The 18535-nt window shown below is 54.8% G+C and carries 11 protein-coding genes; 2 read left to right on the top strand and 9 right to left on the bottom strand.

Features of this window, described 5'->3' with window-relative positions; all coding sequences use genetic code 11:
• Positions 1 to 18: 18 nt before the first annotated feature.
• From DQG13_RS02740 to DQG13_RS02730, 3 genes are all read right to left on the bottom strand, one after another.
• Entirely contained in the window at positions 19 to 4671 is a 4653-nt protein-coding gene (locus DQG13_RS02740; RefSeq protein WP_113018017.1) for a pectinesterase family protein, read from the bottom strand.
• A gap of 715 nt (positions 4672 to 5386) precedes the next feature.
• A complete protein-coding gene (locus DQG13_RS02735; protein WP_113018015.1) occupies positions 5387 to 7084 on the bottom strand; it encodes an alpha-L-rhamnosidase-related protein in 1698 nt (565 codons plus the stop codon).
• An 84-nt stretch (positions 7085 to 7168) separates the two neighbouring features.
• On the bottom strand, positions 7169 to 8701 hold the full coding sequence (locus DQG13_RS02730; RefSeq protein ID WP_113018013.1) for a glycoside hydrolase family 31 protein: 1533 nt from the start codon (positions 8699 to 8701) through the stop codon (positions 7169 to 7171).
• Between the two features lie 116 nt (positions 8702 to 8817).
• Between DQG13_RS02730 and DQG13_RS02725 the strand changes: the two genes are divergently transcribed.
• The gene (locus DQG13_RS02725; RefSeq protein ID WP_113018011.1) at positions 8818 to 9690 is read left to right on the top strand and encodes an AraC family transcriptional regulator; all 873 of its coding nucleotides are present in this window, start codon (positions 8818 to 8820) and stop codon (positions 9688 to 9690) included.
• Between the two features lie 2 nt (positions 9691 to 9692).
• Here the strand turns inward: DQG13_RS02725 and DQG13_RS02720 are convergent, their stop codons facing one another.
• The 4 genes from DQG13_RS02720 to DQG13_RS02705 form a co-directional block, all read right to left on the bottom strand.
• Positions 9693 to 10193 (bottom strand): NUDIX domain-containing protein, encoded by a 501-nt coding sequence (locus tag DQG13_RS02720; protein ID WP_181592533.1) that lies wholly within the window; start codon positions 10191 to 10193, stop codon positions 9693 to 9695.
• An 18-nt stretch (positions 10194 to 10211) separates the two neighbouring features.
• Entirely contained in the window at positions 10212 to 10556 is a 345-nt protein-coding gene (locus DQG13_RS02715; RefSeq protein ID WP_113018007.1) for a DUF3139 domain-containing protein, read from the bottom strand.
• A gap of 419 nt (positions 10557 to 10975) precedes the next feature.
• Positions 10976 to 12352, bottom strand: coding sequence for a glycoside hydrolase family protein (locus DQG13_RS02710; RefSeq protein ID WP_113018006.1), 1377 nt, complete (start codon positions 12350 to 12352; stop codon positions 10976 to 10978).
• 155 nt (positions 12353 to 12507) lie between these two features.
• The gene (locus DQG13_RS02705; RefSeq protein WP_258525430.1) at positions 12508 to 14295 is read right to left on the bottom strand and encodes a right-handed parallel beta-helix repeat-containing protein; all 1788 of its coding nucleotides are present in this window, start codon (positions 14293 to 14295) and stop codon (positions 12508 to 12510) included.
• Between the two features lie 284 nt (positions 14296 to 14579).
• On the opposite strand from DQG13_RS02705, the gene DQG13_RS02700 reads away from it, so the two are divergent.
• Positions 14580 to 16358, top strand: coding sequence for an aminopeptidase P family protein (locus DQG13_RS02700; RefSeq protein WP_113018003.1), 1779 nt, complete (start codon positions 14580 to 14582; stop codon positions 16356 to 16358).
• 497 nt (positions 16359 to 16855) lie between these two features.
• On the opposite strand, the gene DQG13_RS02695 is transcribed toward DQG13_RS02700, so the two are convergent.
• Both DQG13_RS02695 and DQG13_RS02690 read right to left on the bottom strand, forming a co-directional pair.
• The gene (locus DQG13_RS02695) at positions 16856 to 17506 is read right to left on the bottom strand and encodes a pectate lyase (protein ID WP_113018001.1); all 651 of its coding nucleotides are present in this window, start codon (positions 17504 to 17506) and stop codon (positions 16856 to 16858) included.
• A gap of 662 nt (positions 17507 to 18168) precedes the next feature.
• Positions 18169 to 18516, bottom strand: a complete 348-nt coding sequence (locus DQG13_RS02690; protein ID WP_113017999.1) for a DUF4288 domain-containing protein — start codon at positions 18514 to 18516, stop codon at positions 18169 to 18171.
• Between the last annotated feature and the right edge of the window lie 19 nt (positions 18517 to 18535).

Below are 18535 nucleotides of genomic sequence, written 5' to 3'. Positions count from 1 at the left end.
TTCCTCCCGAAATAAGCCTTACTTCAATACGATGACATCGGATATGGGCTGCGCGTCTGATAAATTATTCCAGATGTACGCCTTAACCGTATATCCCTCCACTTCCTCCGGCAGCCACAGCTTGGCATAGAGGGTATCGGATGTTCCGTTGGGCAGGGTTTCGGCGCTGAAGATGAATTTCACCAGGTTGTTATGCGCGTCGTACAGACCGATCACCAGTATGGCATCCCGCTGGGCGTCGATGTAGTTTTCCACCGCAGCCTTGACGATAAGCTCCTGGCCCGCAGCCAATCCGCTTGCCGCCGTCCCGTCTGCCTGATAGAAGCCGATCTGGGCCGCTTTGTACGTATAGACTACCGTGTACTTCACCGAAGACATATTGCCGTAGGTGTCCAGCGCCTTAATCTCGATTTCATTCGTTCCCTCAGTCAAAATCAGGGTTGTGCTGAAGGCTCCGCCTTTGGTTAAAGAGAGGCTGTCATGGATTCCGTCCGGCTTGACGGTCTTTCCGTTATTGGTAATGGTCAGGGTGCTGTCCTTGTCCACCGAACCGCTTATCGGCACCAAGGCGCTGAACACTTCACTTGCCGGCGCAGGCGAGGTCATGGTAATGACCGGCGGCATCACAACGGAGGCGGAGGGGGTCACGCTCACCACCTCCGAAGCAACACCCTCACCGCTGGCATTGCTTGCCGTCACAACAAAATAGTAGGTCTTTTCATTTTCCAGACCGGTAATCATCGCCTGATAAACAGAGCCGCTGACGGTTTGCGCTTCTGAGAACGGCCCGTTTGCGCTGGCGCTCTGCTTCACGGTGTAGGAGGTTGCGGTGGACAGCGGCTCCCAGGAGATCAGCGCACTCTTATCGTAGGGCTTGGAGGCCACATTCTTCGGGGCAACCGGCTTCCCTTCATTGGAATCAAATACTACTGTGCCGTCCGTCATCACAATCCTGACATCCTCAAAATTGGCGGTCAGGGCCGTGGTCGAGTTGCCGGAGCTTACCATCAGACCCGCGTAAAGCTCCTTGGGATTTCCGTCGGCGTCAAGTCCCAGCTGCTTGGCTGTCGCTGTGCTGATAGCCAGGGTTTCCGATGCCACCGGATTTTCCGGTATGGGAGCGGAGCTGATGATCGAGGTGATCTTGTCTCCGACCTTGATGAGCTTCACGTAGGCGGTTCCGTTTATCGGCAAAGCCGTATTGGAGCCGTTGGCAGATCCGCTGTAGCGGAACATTCTTCTTCCGCCTGTGCTGATGGCGGCCTGGGTGTAATGGAAGCTGTTGGGATCAAGACTTTCTCTGATGGTTACCCCCATAAAGCCCAGCAGCCCGCTGCTGTATGTGACCTTGGCGCTGATGGAATAGTCGCCCTTCAGTTTGACCGCCTTCATGTAGAGCTGGTCCAGGCCGTCGATTGTTTTGTTAATCCCGGTTCCGGCGCCGGTAAGGGTGAATACGTTGGTTTCGTCATTGAAGCTTGATGAGCCTGCTTTATCCGGATTGCCAACATCCATTCCGATGAAATCCTCCGGTGTGAATGTGCCCTTTTGCCTGGGAACAACCGACACAGTATTGGAGTTGGCACTTTCCCCGTTTGCGTTGGAGGCGGTAACCACAAACTGATACGCGGTGCCGTTCACCAGATTGGAATAGGTGTAGGAGGTTACCGTAGGGCCGGAAACGCTGTACACCATGTCATAGACGGTATTGCCCGCCTTCATGCCCTTTACGGTGTAATAGGTGGCGCCGGTTACGGTGCCCCAGTTGATGGTGGCGCTGCTGTCCCCCGGCGTTGCCGTTATCACCGGAGCGGCAGGAATGCTCTGGCTCATTTCGGTGGTGAGCTGCACTACCGAGCTGGCTGCGGTATTGCCGGCCGTATTGACGGCCATTACCTGGAAGCTGTACGTGGTGGCCGGAGCCAGGTTGTCTACGGTAAAGGCCGGCTCTGTGGTGGTCCCCACCTTCTGGCCGTCCTGATGTACGGTATAGATGACGGAGCCGATGCTGCTTGCCGCAGGCTGCCAGCTCAGATAGGCCTGGAAGGGACTTGTGCCGATGGCCGGGTTCAATACGGGGGCGGTCACTGTTCCTTCCGTGTAATAGACCGGTGTCCAATCGCTCCCGAAATATTGGCGCACATCGGTTACTGCCGCTTCGCCGCTGAGCACATATCTGCTTCTGGCGGAGGTGTCTGCCGGCGCTCCGTTATAGGTGGTATTGTATTCATAGAAGCGGGCATTTTCCGGCGCATTGTTGCTCATTCCGGACCAGCCTTGAAGAACGATCACGGACGGGTCCTGAAGCTTGGAGTCCAGGAATTTGGCCCCTGCATCGGTTCTCCATGGCCGTCCGAAAAAGCCCTGGGCCTTAAAGCTGCCGTGACTGGTTCCCGTGATCATGCTGTCGCGGAACAAATATCCCTTGCGGGAAGGGTCCGTGCTCGCCGCTGTAATATACCCCGACGAATCCTGATCGCTGTACCCGGCAAAGTTCAGAGTGCAGTTATCGAATACCACATTGCCGTCGCCGAAAATATAGTCCGTATTTCCTTCAATAAAGCAATCCTTGAAATACATCCGGGTGCCGCCGGTATACAAGGTGTCCTGGTTGGACAGAAACTTGCTTTTGTAAAATTCGACCCGGTCCGCTTCAATGGCGATGGCGGCCGCTCTTTCCGTGGCCGCCCTGGAGGTGGCGTCCAGACTCATGGTTCTGACCGTGAGGTTGGTGGGATTCACCGGGTCCACTTCAACACCGTCGTCAATCTCCTCTTGGGTGATATATTTGTTGAAGGAGTTTTCAAACACAATGTTTTCCGCCCGGAAGCCGGTGGCTTTGTTGGTTACATAGACGGTGGGCCCCCATTTATCCACGCTGCCCTTGGCAAATTTGTCAAAGGCATGGTCCTCGCTGTAATAGCCTTTATTGGCGCTGTAATACACATAACCGACGCCATAATACCAGGTGATTTTTACCTCCCCTTGTCCCGGCGCGGCATTCACCAGACTGATGTAGGGGGTTTCGATTCTAAGCTGGGCCCGGTAGACGCCCGGGGCAATATGGATGGTAATCCGCTCCTGCTCGCTTTTGGGATTCATCCGGGCAGCGGCGGCAAGGGCTTCTTTTACCGTGGCATAGTTGTTTTCCTTGGAGCTGTCGCCCACATACAAATCCTGCACAAGAGGAAGGGACGGCAGCGGCGTTGTGCTGGAGAACTTGATATCCTTTACCGTATCGCTTCCGCTCACGACTACATGGCCCACGGTGGTATAGGCGGAATCCGAGGTTACCGCCTTCACGGCATAAGCGCCGTCCCGCAGACTTGCGGCGTACCCTCCGGCTTGCACCGTACCGGGATAGACATATCCGTCCTCCACGTTGGCAAAGCTGATGCCGGAAACCGTTACAGTCGCAGGCAGACCGATAAAGGAGCCGGTTGCCGTGTGCAGCGCTCTTTTGACCACTGTAATATCCTGTACGGTATCCGCGGTGATCTGGACATTGGCTCCGCCGGTAAGCTCATAATCATTCACGCCGGATATGGTCAGGATATACGGGATTCCCGCTCTCACATCGGCCGAATAGGTCATGGCCGGCTTATCCACTGCAGCTTCCACAACCGGCGCGAGACTGTCCTCCGGAGGCGTCAGGGTTACCTTCAATGCGCTGAGATCGTAGCCGCTGTCAAATCCTGTCAATTGTCCGCTGACTTTGGCCATGGCAATCTGGGCCACATCCAGTGTGATGTTCCCGATTCCATCGGGAATATCCGCAAGAGTGGTAACCACCGTTTTGGACTGGTCGGAAATGGAGTATTCCGCGCTGACGTTCAGAAGCGCAGCCGTATAGGTATAGCCTGCAGGCAGCGTCACATCAAAGGAGCTGTCGGCATTCAGGACAGCGGAATGGATGCCGCCTGTTGTCTCATTTTGAAAAACCAGAGAATGTCCTGCCAGCGCATACCCGTTCAGGTTCAGGATGCCGTTCACCTTGACGCCGGGGGTTCTGGTGATCCGGGCCACATTGGGCTTCCAGGAGCCTGTATTAGTGAAATAGATCTTCAACGAGCCTGTATCCGTGGCCAAAAAGGTAAAGATTTGCCCGTTTGCCGTTAGGATGTCGGTATTTTGCAGAATCGTTTTCCCGGGGGTTTGTCCGGTTAAAGCAAAATTAATTAAGGGGCTTTCTGTGCCGGAGGTATTGGTGGAGAATCCGTAAAGGCTGATGATGTCGCCTGCCTGCACATTGTCGATCCGGATGTACTTGCCTGTGTCGTCGCCTGTGCCGGCGTTGTAGATCGATCCGGTATTCTCATAACCATCGGGAAATTTCTTGGTAGTCGGGCTTCCATAGGTTAATGTCCCGGTGTAATAGAGCCGATGGTAATTTCCCGGCGTCACCACCGTCAGATCGCCAAAGGTTGTGTTCTTGCTAAACCAGCCTTTTTGCACATTCTCGGTTAATCCGTTGAGCGTATCCACCGTAATCTGATTGGTATAATTGCTCCCCGCTGCTTGTACACCGCCGAAATCCCACACATCCGTTTTTCGGCTGTTGGCGGTATCCCCTGCCGCCAGCACACCGGCGCTTCCGGTGCCGAACAAGGAGGCAACCAGCATCACAAGGGCCATAAGCTTGCATATAGTCGGTTTGCATCGTTGGTACATCTGCGTCTCCCCTAACGTTTATAAAATCCTTTCGTCAAGATGTTAACCCGCCGCCCGGTCGAGGCGGCTTTTGCTTGGTGCATTGGGTATGCGCGCTTCGTTATGCTGCTTTCACCGCCTCCTTCCATATTCCAGGATTTTCCCTTTTGATTATAAAAGCCGGGTATCCGGTCGGTATATAATCCTGGCAACACATTTGCGCGATTTCCGCAAGAATGTTATCTGGAGCACATCGGTTGCAACGGCTTGAGGTGGTCGGCGGCGCTGTCACGACTGGTTGAGCGGCCGCTTCCGTTCGTCAATCCGCCTATCGGGCCCCCGCGTTTCACCACCCGCTGCTCATCGGACTGCTTCTGCCCCCGTTTGCCCGTTGGACCAGCCTACGCCCCCTGCTGAGCCCCCGCGTACCACCATTCGCTCATCAGCAGCCCCCATCTCCCCGCTATCCGGACCGACGTTCCGTTATTTCTCACAAATAAGCTCTTTTGCAAATTTCACGGACACACGGTACGCTATCTCTCCGAAAACACCATCACACCGGCTGTTTTGGCCCACATAACGGATTCTCTGTCCGCATAAAAGAAAAAACGCCGATTTTCCGAAAAATAACGGAACCTCTGTCCGGCTGGATCACCATCGTCGTCGGGGACGCCCCCCATGCGTGCAAAAAACAAGCCGCCAATCGCTTGGCAGCTTGTTGTTCAACCATATGAGGTTATCCCCGAAGCACCGTAACTCCCTCCGGCGCTTCAATCTCCGAACGGACTGACCCGTCCGGCTGCTTCGTATGCTTCACCCTGACGATGCCATGCGGCGTGGGAAACGTCCCCTCCGCCCATTCCAGATCGCCTAGCCTGGGCGCAACGCGGATGGTCCTGCAGCCCGGCTCCACCGGGCGGATGCCCAGCACGTACTCCGACAGCCAGGCCGTTGGGCCCGATGCCCAGCCATGGCACAGACTGTGCCGGTACCCCTGGTAGCAATAGCCGCCGTAGGAGCCGTGCACATCCACTTTGCCTGCCGGTGTCAGCTCATCGATCCGGGCCGCATTTTCCAGCCAGCCAATATCGAAATCCTCCCAGAAGGTGGTGGCCCCCAGAGACAACATGCCGCCCCAATAGGACCGGATGCTGTCCAGGCTGCCCCGGATATCCCCCGCCTCGCCGCGGGCCTTCAGAATATAATACCCGTAGAAGGTGGAGTAGCCCTTGGGCGAATCCGGCGCAATCACCTCATCATTGGTTTTCCCGGAGTCAAGCAGCCCCACCAAGGCCATCAGGGCAGCCGCCTGCTTGCTCTTATTGTGACCGGGTGTCACCGTGCGCAGCTTGGCGGCGCTCCTCCGGCACAGCTCCGCCGTTTCCGGCTCATCCATCCACCCGCATAGCTTCACTCCCGCCTCCATACACCAGATGAATAAAGCATGCGCCCCTGCCCGCACCCCTTCCGGGTTGGTGGAGGAGGGCCAGTCCAGGAACGGATTGGGGATGTCCACCGTGCCGTCCTCCCGGATGCAGCCGGCCAACTGGCGGAGAAGCCCTGTCATATATGCCCGCTGCTCCAGCAAGTAGCTTAAGTCTCCGTTATGCATGTACCAATCGTGGTGAATCAGAACCCACCAGATGGAATAGGTGGGAAAGGTGGTCATCCAGCCCGGCAGCGGGCTTTCGTTCCGGATAAAATCCAGGCTCCGCGGCACCACCTCATGATACCCGAACACTGCCTGCAGGGTGGAGGTCTCCGGATGCATGTCCCCTGTCCACACCAGCCGGTCCCGCTTGATGCCGTCCCACAAATAATCCTGCATATTCAGATGCACAGTGTACGCCCCGGTGTCCCATACCCGGTTCAGCAGCCCGTCATTGCAGCGGAAGCTGCCTTTGTATTCCGCATCATGCATAACCGCAACGGCACGGACGCTGAGCAGCTGCACAAAATGGCCCTCATCCAAAAAATCAATGCGCACAAACCGGAACCCGCTGTTCCCGATTTCCTCCGCCCCCATAAAGCTGACCTCGAAAATCCCGTCCCGCACCGCATGATTATTCGTTGCATTCGTCACCCCGCCCAGCTCGCTCATGGCCTCCATGGCGGATTCCCCGAAGCGGACGCGGAACCTTGCCGTTCTCCTCTCCTTATTGCTGCCGCCGACAATGCAAATTTGCACGCCGCCATGAAGCTCTGTGCCAAAATCCAGCAGAAATCCCGGGGCGCTGCCTTTATGGCTTACAATACACACCTGATCCATGGCCGCACTCAGCAAGGACTGGCCGTCCCGCCCGGACAGCAGCAGCTCAGGACGTTCCAAAACAGCCCCCGGCTCCGCCGATTGCCAGACAATACGGGCGGGATTGAGATAATAGCGGGTACGCGGTTCCGGCTGAACCGTTAGATTTTTCCAGGAAGGAATCATAGCCGCTGCACTCCCATCATGAGATTTTCCCTCAAGCAACCTTCACACTGCGGCGGCTCCCTCTCCCCTTGCGGGATTGCCGCCTCACCTTTTCCTGTACCGGGGAAGTCTGTTCAGAGGCGCCTCAATAGGCTGGACTGCCGGCCCTTCCACCACACTTCCGTCCTCCCCCTCCCATACGCCTGCGGGAAACCGGACTGTTCTGCTCCGCATGCCTTGGGTGACAACTGGGGCCACCAGCACACTGTCCCCCAGCATGAATTGATCCAGAACCGTTTCCATGCCCTCATTGGGAAATACATAGGCCATATGCCGCAAAATCGGCTCCCCGGTTTGGGCGGACTCTCTGGCCAGCTCCAGAATTTCCGGCCCGAATTGGGCATGGAGCTGTGCGGCTTCCACACAATATTGCCGGTGCTCCTCATCCAAAACCCGCCAAGGCGCCGCCGAAAATTGCATCATGGGAAACAATGCGGAGCACTGGGCCGAGCGAACAAACAGCTCCTGATCCAGCTTGGCGGAGGTGAAGCTGGAGAACTCCCCGCCGCCGATCATATCCGGGCATGTGTAGGCATACCCAAGCAAACCTTGGGCCAGGCCGTCCGGGATCAACGCATCCAATCCGTTGCCTTGCCATTCGTGGCGTTTGTCCTTCAGGCGCTGAACCAGAGGCTGCCCGGCTAGCTTCCAGCAAGCCCGGTATTCATTCAGCTTGTATCTGAGCCCGACCCGGGCCCATGCCTCGCATTGTCCGCTGGGGGTTGTCCCTGCCGCATAGGCCATATCGTCGGGTTCATAGAAATCCACATCCCCGGCATCCAGCTTGAAGCCATCCACCCCATATTCCCTTTGCAAAAAATCCAACTGTCCGTGAATCCACTGTACTGCGCCGGGATTCGTGCAATCCAGCACCGCGCTGTACCCGTTCCACCATTTGCGCAGAGCCGTTCTGCCATTCCGGTCCTTCAGCAGAACCCCGGCAGGCTCCAGCTTGCGGAAGACCTGGGAATCCGGACTGATAAACGGGCATACCCACAGCATAACCTGAAAGCCCATGGCATGGAGCTTATCGATCATCCTCTTGGGGTCAGGAAAACGCCCGGAATGGAAGGTCCAGGTTCCGTAGGGCTCATGCCAGTTGTCGTCGATCATGATCACACCGGGGGGCATCCCATGGGCCAATACCTTTTCCGCGTATTCCAGCACCTTCTCCTGGGTAGGCTCATAGAGCAGCTCGATCCATAGATTGTATTGGGGCGCGGTGAACAGCAGCTCTTCGGGAAGAACCGGCACAGGCGGGAAAAAGCTGCGGGACACATGCCGGTAAGCCCCGCGCAAGGTCTTATGCCCCTCTCCCAGCAGCAGCTCCTGCTCCTGATCCCCGGTAACCAGCAGCTCCCCATCCCCAAATTGAAAAGCAAAGGGCTCCTCGCTCCATACATATCTCCCTTTGCTGGAGAGGAGCAGGGGGCAAGCCTGATTGCCGCCATGGTTAACGGCCAAATCCGCCTGGAACAACGCCATAGCGCCATACGGCATCCTGCGCCCGTCCGCCGCACGCCCTCCCCACCAGTATTCGTCAGGCAGCAGCTTAATCCTCAATTCCTGCTTTTCCATCCTCAGATCACTCCTTTGTCTACACCGATCTTACCCCTGGGCGAGAGGGATGACAATCTTAAAGTTGTGATCTATACTATAACAAAATTGATCTTATGAGCCCGGAGTGATCTTCCATGCTAAAGCCCGCTTCTTTTGCATTCCGCAATGATGATACATCGATCTTGACACTGGATTCCATAGGGTGGCAAAAGGTTTCCAGTCCGGAATACAGCTTCTCCGGAGACAGCAGGCCGGACTGCGGCCATGTGATTTTTCAATATACCTTAAGCGGCCAAGGCTTTATTGAATTGGAGCAGCAGCCGCCCGTCCCCTTGCCCCAAGGCACCGGGTTCCTGGTCAAAGTCCCCAGCAAACACCGGTATTACTACGAGGCGTGCGGGGAGCCCTGGGAAATCATCTGGCTCAATTTGCGGGGCGCCGAGGCCAGCCGGATTTGGGACTTGGTGGCGGAGCAGGAGGGCCAGGTGATTCGTCGGGACCCTCAATCTCCCCTTGTCCTGCAATTTTGGAAGCTCATGCATGCCATTACCGACGAAAAGGTTACGGATAAATACGCCTTGTCCGCTCTGGTTTATGAATGGATGCTCACCCTGGTCCGGACCAGCAGGGAGCAATGCAAGGAGGTCAGCGCCAATTCAAGCAGCCTGATCCGGAAGGCCAAGCAATTCATGCGGGAGCGGTACGCAGAGCCCCTGACACTGGATATGCTTTCCGCACATTGCGGTGTCAACAAGCATCACCTGTGCCGGTTGTTTCAGAAGTCGGAGCAAACCTCACCGTTGGCTTACCTAAGGGACCGGCGGATGGAAGCAGCCCTTGCTTTGCTTCGGACGACAGATACGCCGATTCAGGAGATCGGGCGGCAATGCGGCTTCGACAGTCCCAGCTACTTCGGCAAGATTTTCCGCGAGTACATGTCCATGACCCCGAAGGAATACCGCATGAAGATCCTGGAATTCCCGTACAGCGCCATTTATTATGAATGATCTCAGAAAATCAGCGGGTCCTTCAACAAGGCCCATTGGATAAAAGGCTCCCCTTCCGCACTGATGGCGATGGTACCGACCTTCACGTCAGTACTGCCGGGATGTTGAAAATAATCCTCCAGCATCAGCCGGTTATTGGTGGACAGATGCAGCTTCAGCAGCTCCTCTTGCTTGATCCAGGACAATTCCCCTTCGTCGGAGGTTATGTACTCTTTCCGGCTTGTCCGCCCGAAATACACATATTGCTGCCTGATCTCATCCTCCTTCAAACGAAGCAGGATGTAGCGCAGGGAAAAATCGGCAATATCATGGGGCTCCAATCCGGATTCTTCCCGGATTTCCCTCAGACAGGCCTCCAGCGGATGGTTAATCTCTTCCGGCTCCATATGGCCGCCAATCCCGCTCCAAAATTCAAACTGAAACAACCGGTTGGAGCTGCGCTTCATCATCAGCACGCGATCATCATGAAAAATAAAGGCCGTAGCCATCTGTCTCAAGTGCATGTCCATGCTCCTCTCCGTTTAGCGGGGCTCGTAGTAGCGGAGCCCGGCTCCATCCGCTTCCGCTGGAGTGCCGCCGTTTTTGAGGGTATAGCCCATTTGCAGCACCCTATCATGGGCATAATAAGTATATTCTACCTCTGGCTCTTCCTCGAACGTAACCACCACATAAAACGCAGGCAGCTTCACCCCCCAAACCCCTTTTACCGATTGAATCTCAGCTTTGCTGTAGTTCTTTTCCTTCACCAAATATTGGGTTACCCGGTTGGCGTAAATCCATTTATTGGCCTGTACATAAATGACCGGACTCAACAAAAGCACAATAATTATAATCAGCATTAGGGTTGACCATGTAGGCTTTCTCATTTTTGTGAGGCATCCTCCAAATGATTGGATTTGTGAAAATCAGGAACCTGTAATAGGGCTCTCAATTTCAAAATGAAGCGGAATTCTCCTCAGTTTAAAGTAAAAGCAGCAAAAATTCTATATTTTCTCAGAAGATTCGAACTGCGGAAGCATACGTCTGGGGACAAGCCGAATCTGGCTAACGAATCTCTCTCACGCTATTTCGCCAAAACGGGCATGATAAAAAATCTAACGAATCTATATCGCCTTATTCGCCTGGTTGAACGCCTTTCGGCGCACATTCGGACAAATAGCGATCCTACGATTCGTTAGATTTCAAACAGGCTCACCTATAGTCAAATAGCGATGCCTAGATTCGTTAGAGTTTTCGGACAGCCTCTTGTCCTTGGGGGAAGCGCCTTGATGATGCCCGTGCGGCATCAGTGAAGCCCCTTCAAGTCGGAAGCAGTACGGATGGTTCCCGGCCCCGGGCATACAACGGCAGAGAAATCCTCCTCCATCTGTACGCTGGCCGACGTCAGCAAACGGATTTCCTTGCGCTCCACCTCATTTTCCACCAGCACCATCTGCCCCTTCTGTTGAAAAACACATCCCGTCAATTGGATGGCGGTAGGCAGGTAATCCTCCATAGCCTTGTTGCCGGTAAACCGGATCACATTGTCCCGGAAGGCGGAATGGAGGATCGTCAACATGTCCACCGGCGTGTTGATCAGGAGAAACGGGGTTGGCCTGCTGTGCAGCACCCGGACCTGCTCGAACACCAGATGCTCCTGCCGGGGAACGGTCGCGCCTGGATAATAAGAGCGGCTGAACCGGTCGTTGTCAAAATGGACGGAAAAGGCTGGTCTGGCCTTATGCAGATAAATATTGCGGAAGGTAATGTTCCGGACTCCCGCTGTATACACGGGATCGCGCTGCACCATCGTCCAGGGAATGCCGTCCAGAACGACTGTGCCCTTCTCATGAACCGGCCTGATCATGGATATGTAGCTTTTTCCGTCGGGATCTGCCTTAACCCGGTAGAGACGCCCCTCCGATACCACCGTGTCGGACTTCTGCACCTCCATGCCTTCCCGCCAATCCGTCCAGGCTCCTGCCAGAATGCGGCAGAAATAGCCAACGCACGGCTTGGATTCCCCATCCCCGGACAAATCATAACAATGCTCGATGGTTCCCTCCTCAATCCACCCCAGCTCCGGATTTCCCACATCATAGTCATGGCCGTTCAAGGCTACAGCATCGTCGTAGGTGTCAAACCTGCCGTCGCTGATCCGGAATCTCCTGCCCCGTCCGAGATGGACGCCGTCCTTTTTCCCTTTGATAATGACATCCTGTATCAGTAAATCCTCAAAGGTGCAGATGTGGACGCCATATTGGGCCGTCCCTACATCCATGCAGCGGAAGCCAAGAATCCTCACGTCCCTGGCATAGAAGAGAGCAAGCTGGCCATGCAAGCCAAACACGTCATGGAACGTCCGGACATCCATGCCGTTTACTTGGATATGGAGATTTTCGATGGAAATATGCTCATCCCAGGTCCGGGTCAATGCGCCTTTGTTCAGCAGCACATGGGAGAACGGACCGGTTTCATCCACCTTTTGCACCTTGATCCCGTTCCCGAAGCTTAGGGTGGTGTTGCTGCCAATATACACTGTCCGCGCCAGCTTATATATTCCAGGGCGGGTGACGGATACGGTTCCTCCCCTGTCCAGCGCTTCCTGCAGGGCCCTGGCGTTTTCTAATCCTGTGGCTTCCGGAAGAAAGCCGAAATCTGCGGCGTCTGCCCATCCGTTCATACAGTCGAACCCCTTTCTTGGTAAAAAATCTGCGCAGCCTGGCATTCCTTTCTGCAGCAGGGTGGAAGGAGATAGCGGAAGGAGGGCTCCCGCTATTCCATTGCCATACTTGGAGCTCCCCAGGTAATTTCCACGCCTGTGTCTCCGCGGCCCACTCAGCCCTTCCCCGGCAGCAGTTCCTCGCCGGACAGCATCATGATACGGTCATCCAGCCGCAGCGTGCCCGGTGCTCCCGCAAAAAAGTTGCCCGCCGCCTCCACCTGGCCGCAGGCCCGCAGCTCCAGGGATTGAACCTCGCCCCCATGAGACGGATAGGTGCCTGACGGCTCCGCACGGTTATCCCGGAATACCAGCCTGGCAACGGAGTGTCCCCGCACCAGCCCCCGGTCGAAGGTGCGGAAACGGTTGCCCTCAATGAGGATTTCCCCGTGGTAATATCCGTGCTGCGGGTCAAGATTTTTAACCACGGGGTCAATGTCGATGACCGCCTTGCCCCAGCTGGGATAGGCGTAATTGCAATCGCCGAAGCGGTTGTTGCGGATGACAACCCGGCGTGTGGCCCCCGACTCGAACCAGAAATTCACGTCGCCGGATATCTTGATGCCCGCACCGGGGGCGCTGATGTCATTGTCCTCCACCAGCACAGAGCCGGGAGTGGTCAAAAGCAGCCCCCGGGCCCGGTTCCTGCGGACCGTGCAGCCCCGGATCACCACATCCGCCGAACGCTCCAGATTCTCTACCGCGTCCCCCGGCTGAACCTCCTCCGGAATCTCTCCGGCAAAAACGAGCACCATATACTCCGCGTTGACACGTTCAACAGACGCCAGCTTCAGGGAGCCGCAGGCTTGCAGCGTCTTCCCGCTGACAAAGCTGAGACACTCTCCCGTCTCCGCAATTCCGATGCCCTGCTGCTGCCCATGCACCAGCCGGACCAGAAGCGCATCTGGCGCCAACCGCCGGACAATGCTGCCATAAATGCCGTGAATATTGCACGGGTCATCCAACTGGTACTCCAGCAGACAGTCGGTCAACGACACGGTTCCGCTGCAATACACAAAGTGGGTGGCATCCGCCTTTGTGCTGAATACCCGTTCGGTTCCCGGCCGCAGGGTAACATGAAACCGGTGCAGGCGGACATCCCTGCTGTTCTGGGCGATCACCCCCATACCCAGGGCATGATGCACCGTCACATCCTCCACTACCGTATTGGTACAGTCGGATATAGCGATGGCCGGATGATCCCGCAGCCCGCAGCGGAAGATGATCTTGTTCCCGTCCGCCGGGCGCCGCGCCGACCGGTTGCCTGTATACCGGATGACTCCCGGCGACCGCTCCTCCGCCCTCAAGTCACGGAAGCTGTCATAGCTCCATTGGTCCGCGCTGCCGTAAGCCGTCGCTTGAGTGACCGGATCGAATTCCAGCAGCCCCCAGACCTGCCGGTCCCATCCCTCGCCGAGAAAAACCACCCTTCCGTCCTCCACCCGACAGCGGTAGCCTTCATCAATAGCAATGTCGAACCAGTCCGCCTCCGATGCCAGCACGGTTCCCTGGCCCATCATGGGCACTTCCCAGTCCACCCGGAAGCCCGACAGCCGGATATTCTCGGAGCCCTCCACCCAGAAAGGAATCATAAGCGAGTGGAAAATAAACTCCGCTCCCGCAGCCTCCAAGGTGAAGTCCTTCATGCCCGTCAATGGAAACGCCACATGGCGGCTTCCTTCATTGTCATGATTGGAAATATAGAAGAAGCCCTCATAGGCCAGCTCCGGCCAGAAATCATACCGCCCCGGCGGAAATTGCAGAACGGCTCCCGGTATGGAGCGGCAATGCTGTATAGCCCGGTACACCGCCAGGGACTGGTCCTCCCCGCTGTCCGGCCGGACGCCGAAGGCCGTAATATCTATCACGCCGGACGCCTCCGACGCAGATGGCTTGTTAATCATGTCCGCCAACTCATTTCCTCCTTTATCCGCACCAATCGTTTTTTCTCATCCCCTTCTTACTATAACCCGGATAAGCGGGTGTTCACCTGTATGAAATTTATGCGGACTTGTATGAATTTTCAGGAATGGTGCAAAAAAGCGTTGTTTGTCGCACGGCAAAAAAGGATTTTAACCAATTATAATATGCCGCTTTAAAGTAACGGAGCGAATTTTTCATACTTTCTGGTATACTTTTCATAGAGCATGATCATGTTTTTTAAGACAATTTCAAGGAGACGTTGCACATGAATACCAGCGAAAAGCTGAGTCAATTGAGAACATGGATGGAGAAGGTTGGCATCGACGCCTGTCTGGTGCCCAGCGCTGACGCTCATATGAGCGAATATGTAGGGGAGTATTGGAAAAGCAGACAATGGATCAGCGGCTTCACCGGCTCGGCCGGAACCGCCGTTATTGCCCGGGAGGATGCGGGACTGTGGACAGACGGCAGATACTTTATCCAGGCTGCGAACCAGCTGGAGGGCAGCGGCATCAGGCTCTTCAAAATGGGCGAGCTTGGCGTGCCCGGCCATGAGGAATGGCTGGCGGAGATTCTTCCTCAAGGCGGCTGCCTGGCTGTGGACGGCAGAAGCCTGTCCGTCAGCGCCTTCAACAAGCTGTCTGCCCTTTTGGCGGACAAGTCGGTGAGCATTCGGACCGATCTGGACCCGGTTGGAGCGGTCTGGAAAGACCGGCCGGCCATTCCCGGGGACAAGCTGTACCTGCATGAGGCTGTTTATGCCGGCAAAACCCGGACCGAGAAGCTGGCGGAGGTGCGGAAAGCCATGAAAGCCCGCCACGCCAACTTTTATCTGCTGCCGGTGCTGGATGAAATCTGCTGGCTGTTCAATATCCGGGGCAACGATATCCCCCACAATCCTTATGTGACCTCTTATGCCGTCATTGGAGAAAACGAGGCTTATCTCTTCGTCGATCCCCACAAGGTAGATGAGGCGGAACGGAAGCTTCTTGCCGAGGATGGCGTTCAGCTTCAGGCATACGGACAGATTTACGCATTTCTGGCTAAGCTGGACAGCGGTGATTCCATCCTGTTGGACCCGGAGAAAACCAATGCCGGTCTGTACCGCTCCATCTCTGCATCTGCCCGAAAAATCCTCTCGGAGGGCCTGGTCACGCCGTTGAAGGCCATCAAAAACGAAGTGGAAATCCCCAATATCCGGGATTCGTACATCAAGGATGCTGTGGCGCTGGTAAAGCTGTTCAAATGGCTGAAGGACACCGTTCCGCATCAGGCAGTTACCGAGATTGACGCAGACCTGAAGGGTCTGGAGTTCCGCAAGGAGCTGCCCCTGTTCGTGGACCTGAGCTTTTCTACCATTTCCGCCTACGGCGACCATGCCGCCATGATGCATTACAGAGCGCTCCCGGATTTCCAATATACCCTGAAGAGTGAGGGTTTCTACCTGCTGGATTCAGGCTCCCACTTCCTGAACGGCACCACAGATATTACCCGGACGTTGGCTTTAGGCAATTTGACCGAGGAACAAAAGAAAGACTTCACCCTGGTGCTGAAATCCGTCATCGCCCTCTCCACAGCCAAGTTCCTCTACGGCACTACCGGCTCCCATCTGGATGTGCTGGCCCGAAAGCCCATGTGGGACAAGGGCCTGGATTACAAATGCGGCACCGGCCATGGAGTGGGATACTTTTCCAATGTTCATGAAGAGCCCCACCGGTTCAATCAAAAGCTGCTGAACGTCCGGCTGGAGCCCGGCATGACCATCACTGTCGAGCCCGGTGTGTACAAGGAAGGCCGCCACGGCATCCGCACGGAGAACACGCTGCTGGTCATCCGGGACGAAACAACGGAATTCGGCTCCTTCCTGCGATTTGAAACCCTATGCTTCCTGCCCATCGACCGCAACGCCATTGACCCGGCCCTCCTCTCCCCCTTCGAGCTGGACTGGATCAACGAGTATCACCAACAAGTGTATGACAAGTTGTCCGTCCATCTGGACGATGCCCATAAAGAATGGCTGAAGCAGGAAACCGCCAAGCTGTAATTGCGCGCCGCGGGCATTCCTGCAACTCAAAAAGAGGCTGTCCGAAAAGTCAAATGGGATGATAAATATTCAGCAAGCTGCAATCTCTCCCGGAAAAGGGCTGTCTTGAAAGCTTCAAAAATGGGAGAAGCTCTAACGAATCCAGGTATCGCTATTTGCCTATAGGTGAGCCTGTTTGAAATCTAACGAATCGTAGGAACGCTATTTGTCCGAATGTGCGCCGAAAGGCGTTCAAACCGGCGAATAACGCGATATAGATTCGTTAGATTTTTTATCATGCCCGTTTTCACGAAATAGCGTGAGAGAGATTCGTTAGCCAGATTCGGCTTGTTTGCTCTTCTGTATTGGAACCCCAAAATGTATATCGGGTTACCTCCTCATCGCAGCAGTACGCAATTTCCAGCTGGGTATATGAAATTTTCATACGCGAAACAGCCTGCTCTTCTTAGAACGAAGAACAGGCTGTCGACGTTAGCGGGGGGATTTAAGACAATGGATTAATATTGGGTATTCCCGGACTGGCTTGTTTTGCCGCTGGCAAAGCCCTTGAACAGGGTGGGAACATTATGGTAGCGGGTATTGGTAATTTTGGCGGAGCTGGAGCTGCTGTCCGTCCGGAAGATGGAATCCTTCACATCGGATATATCCGAGTTATCCAGCGTAAACACCACTGTATAGGAAGTGCCGCCATTTTGCCGGGCCAGCTTGCCGATATCGTTTGCCTTGAAGTTCTTAATGTTAATGGTGCCGGACGCATTCATCTGGAATACCTTGTCATAGGCCTTATATGCTCCACCGCCTGTAATGTTGACCGTGCCGGAGGATTTCAGCGTAAGGGCATCCTCCCCTACGTCCAGCCACGTAACGTTGGAGATAGTGGCGTTTCCATATACATGGACGCCATCGGCGCCCGGCGCGCCAATATTGACATTCTTCAGGGTTGCGTTATTTTCCAGACGAAAAATGGGTTTTTGGTTTTCAGCCTGGCTGCCGTCCCCTAAGGTGCTGGGATTGGCCACATACGTTTGGCCCTTGCCGTCAAAGGTAGTGCCGGCCTTCACCAGAATTGTGCTGTCTACTACAATCGGGGCGGCACTTGCGGATTGGACCCCGATGCTGAGAAAAACCAAACTTGCCGATAACATCATGACTAACCACTTTTTCAATGGACATTCCTGCCTTTCAATCCGATTTTCTGATTCACGTGTGCATAGGGCGAGTCGTTCCCACCCATGCGGCAGCCGCAAAATGTGCACCTTTTACGCTGCTGATTCATACTTATTCCTTTCCGGAATTTTACAGAACATATTTTTATATAAATTTGATACATATCCCCTAAAAAAGATTAAAACTTTTATTTATTTGTTTAAATCTGGCCCAAAATAAAAATCAGTGCTTGACGGAGGGTTTACCTTTTCTTTCTAACGGCGGTGAGAGCCTCTATTTGCCCTAAAACGGGGGGCTGCCAAATCTAACGGAAGCAGGAGCCCTTATTGGGCTAAAAAAGGGTCTGCAGCGGAGTAATCGGCCCCAATAGCGGCTGTGGCCGCCGTTAGAGGTTCGGAAGCAGTGTTTTTGCCGAAATAAGGGCTCTCCCTGCCGTTAGCTTCAGACCAGGGCATGGTCGCACGGCTAACAACCATCCGTCCGCGGCGTCAAGCACTGATTTTGGCGTAGAGCCTTAAATCCTTCCAACTTCTGGGCAAACACAAAAAACAGACCGACTGCGGACGGTCTGTTTCGTTCAGCTATTATTCTTACTGCTTCTTTATTCATCTGGTATCTTCATGGGAACCCCGTTTACCTGATCCTATTCCTCTTGGTAATATCTGTGCAAAATCTCTTTTGGCTGAGTTCCGGAGGGGGCCAGAATATACCGGGAAAACACCTCCGTTCCGGAATCTATCGTCTCTTCCGTCAGTTCAAAGAGATCAACCACTTTTATAAACCTCCAATGCACCTCCTCGTTATATATATTCATGTAGCTTGATTCCTCGTTTTTTCCATTGACAGCAGCAATCTGATAAGCCTCTTCTTTATTCACAGCCTTAATTAAAACAATGGATTCCTCATAGGTCTCTGTGTCGTATTCCGCTGAATTCCTTGCCACCTCGGATTGAAACAGCAATTGGGCGCTGAACCAGATCGGTTGCTCCATGGAAGCACATCCTATCCTT

It is taken from the genome of Paenibacillus sp. YN15 (genome assembly GCF_003285005.1).
Lineage (GTDB): Bacteria > Bacillota > Bacilli > Paenibacillales > NBRC-103111 > Paenibacillus_AR.
This window is presented reverse-complemented; position numbering and strand designations above follow the sequence as displayed.

Bases quoted from the DNA above. Each gene is read 5' to 3' on its own strand.
- DQG13_RS02740 (WP_113018017.1), bottom strand. From the start codon at position 4,671: ATGTACCAACGATGCAAACCGACTATATGCAAGCTTATGGCCCTTGTG.
- DQG13_RS02735 (WP_113018015.1), bottom strand. From the start codon at position 7,084: ATGATTCCTTCCTGGAAAAATCTAACGGTTCAGCCGGAACCGCGTACC.
- DQG13_RS02730 (WP_113018013.1), bottom strand. From the start codon at position 8,701: ATGGAAAAGCAGGAATTGAGGATTAAGCTGCTGCCTGACGAATACTGG.
- DQG13_RS02725 (WP_113018011.1), top strand. From the start codon at position 8,818: ATGCTAAAGCCCGCTTCTTTTGCATTCCGCAATGATGATACATCGATC.
- DQG13_RS02720 (WP_181592533.1), bottom strand. From the start codon at position 10,193: ATGCACTTGAGACAGATGGCTACGGCCTTTATTTTTCATGATGATCGC.
- DQG13_RS02715 (WP_113018007.1), bottom strand. From the start codon at position 10,556: ATGAGAAAGCCTACATGGTCAACCCTAATGCTGATTATAATTATTGTG.
- DQG13_RS02710 (WP_113018006.1), bottom strand. From the start codon at position 12,352: ATGAACGGATGGGCAGACGCCGCAGATTTCGGCTTTCTTCCGGAAGCC.
- DQG13_RS02705 (WP_258525430.1), bottom strand. From the start codon at position 14,295: ATGATTAACAAGCCATCTGCGTCGGAGGCGTCCGGCGTGATAGATATT.
- DQG13_RS02700 (WP_113018003.1), top strand. From the start codon at position 14,580: ATGAATACCAGCGAAAAGCTGAGTCAATTGAGAACATGGATGGAGAAG.
- DQG13_RS02695 (WP_113018001.1), bottom strand. From the start codon at position 17,506: ATGATGTTATCGGCAAGTTTGGTTTTTCTCAGCATCGGGGTCCAATCC.
- DQG13_RS02690 (WP_113017999.1), bottom strand. From the start codon at position 18,516: ATGGAGCAACCGATCTGGTTCAGCGCCCAATTGCTGTTTCAATCCGAG.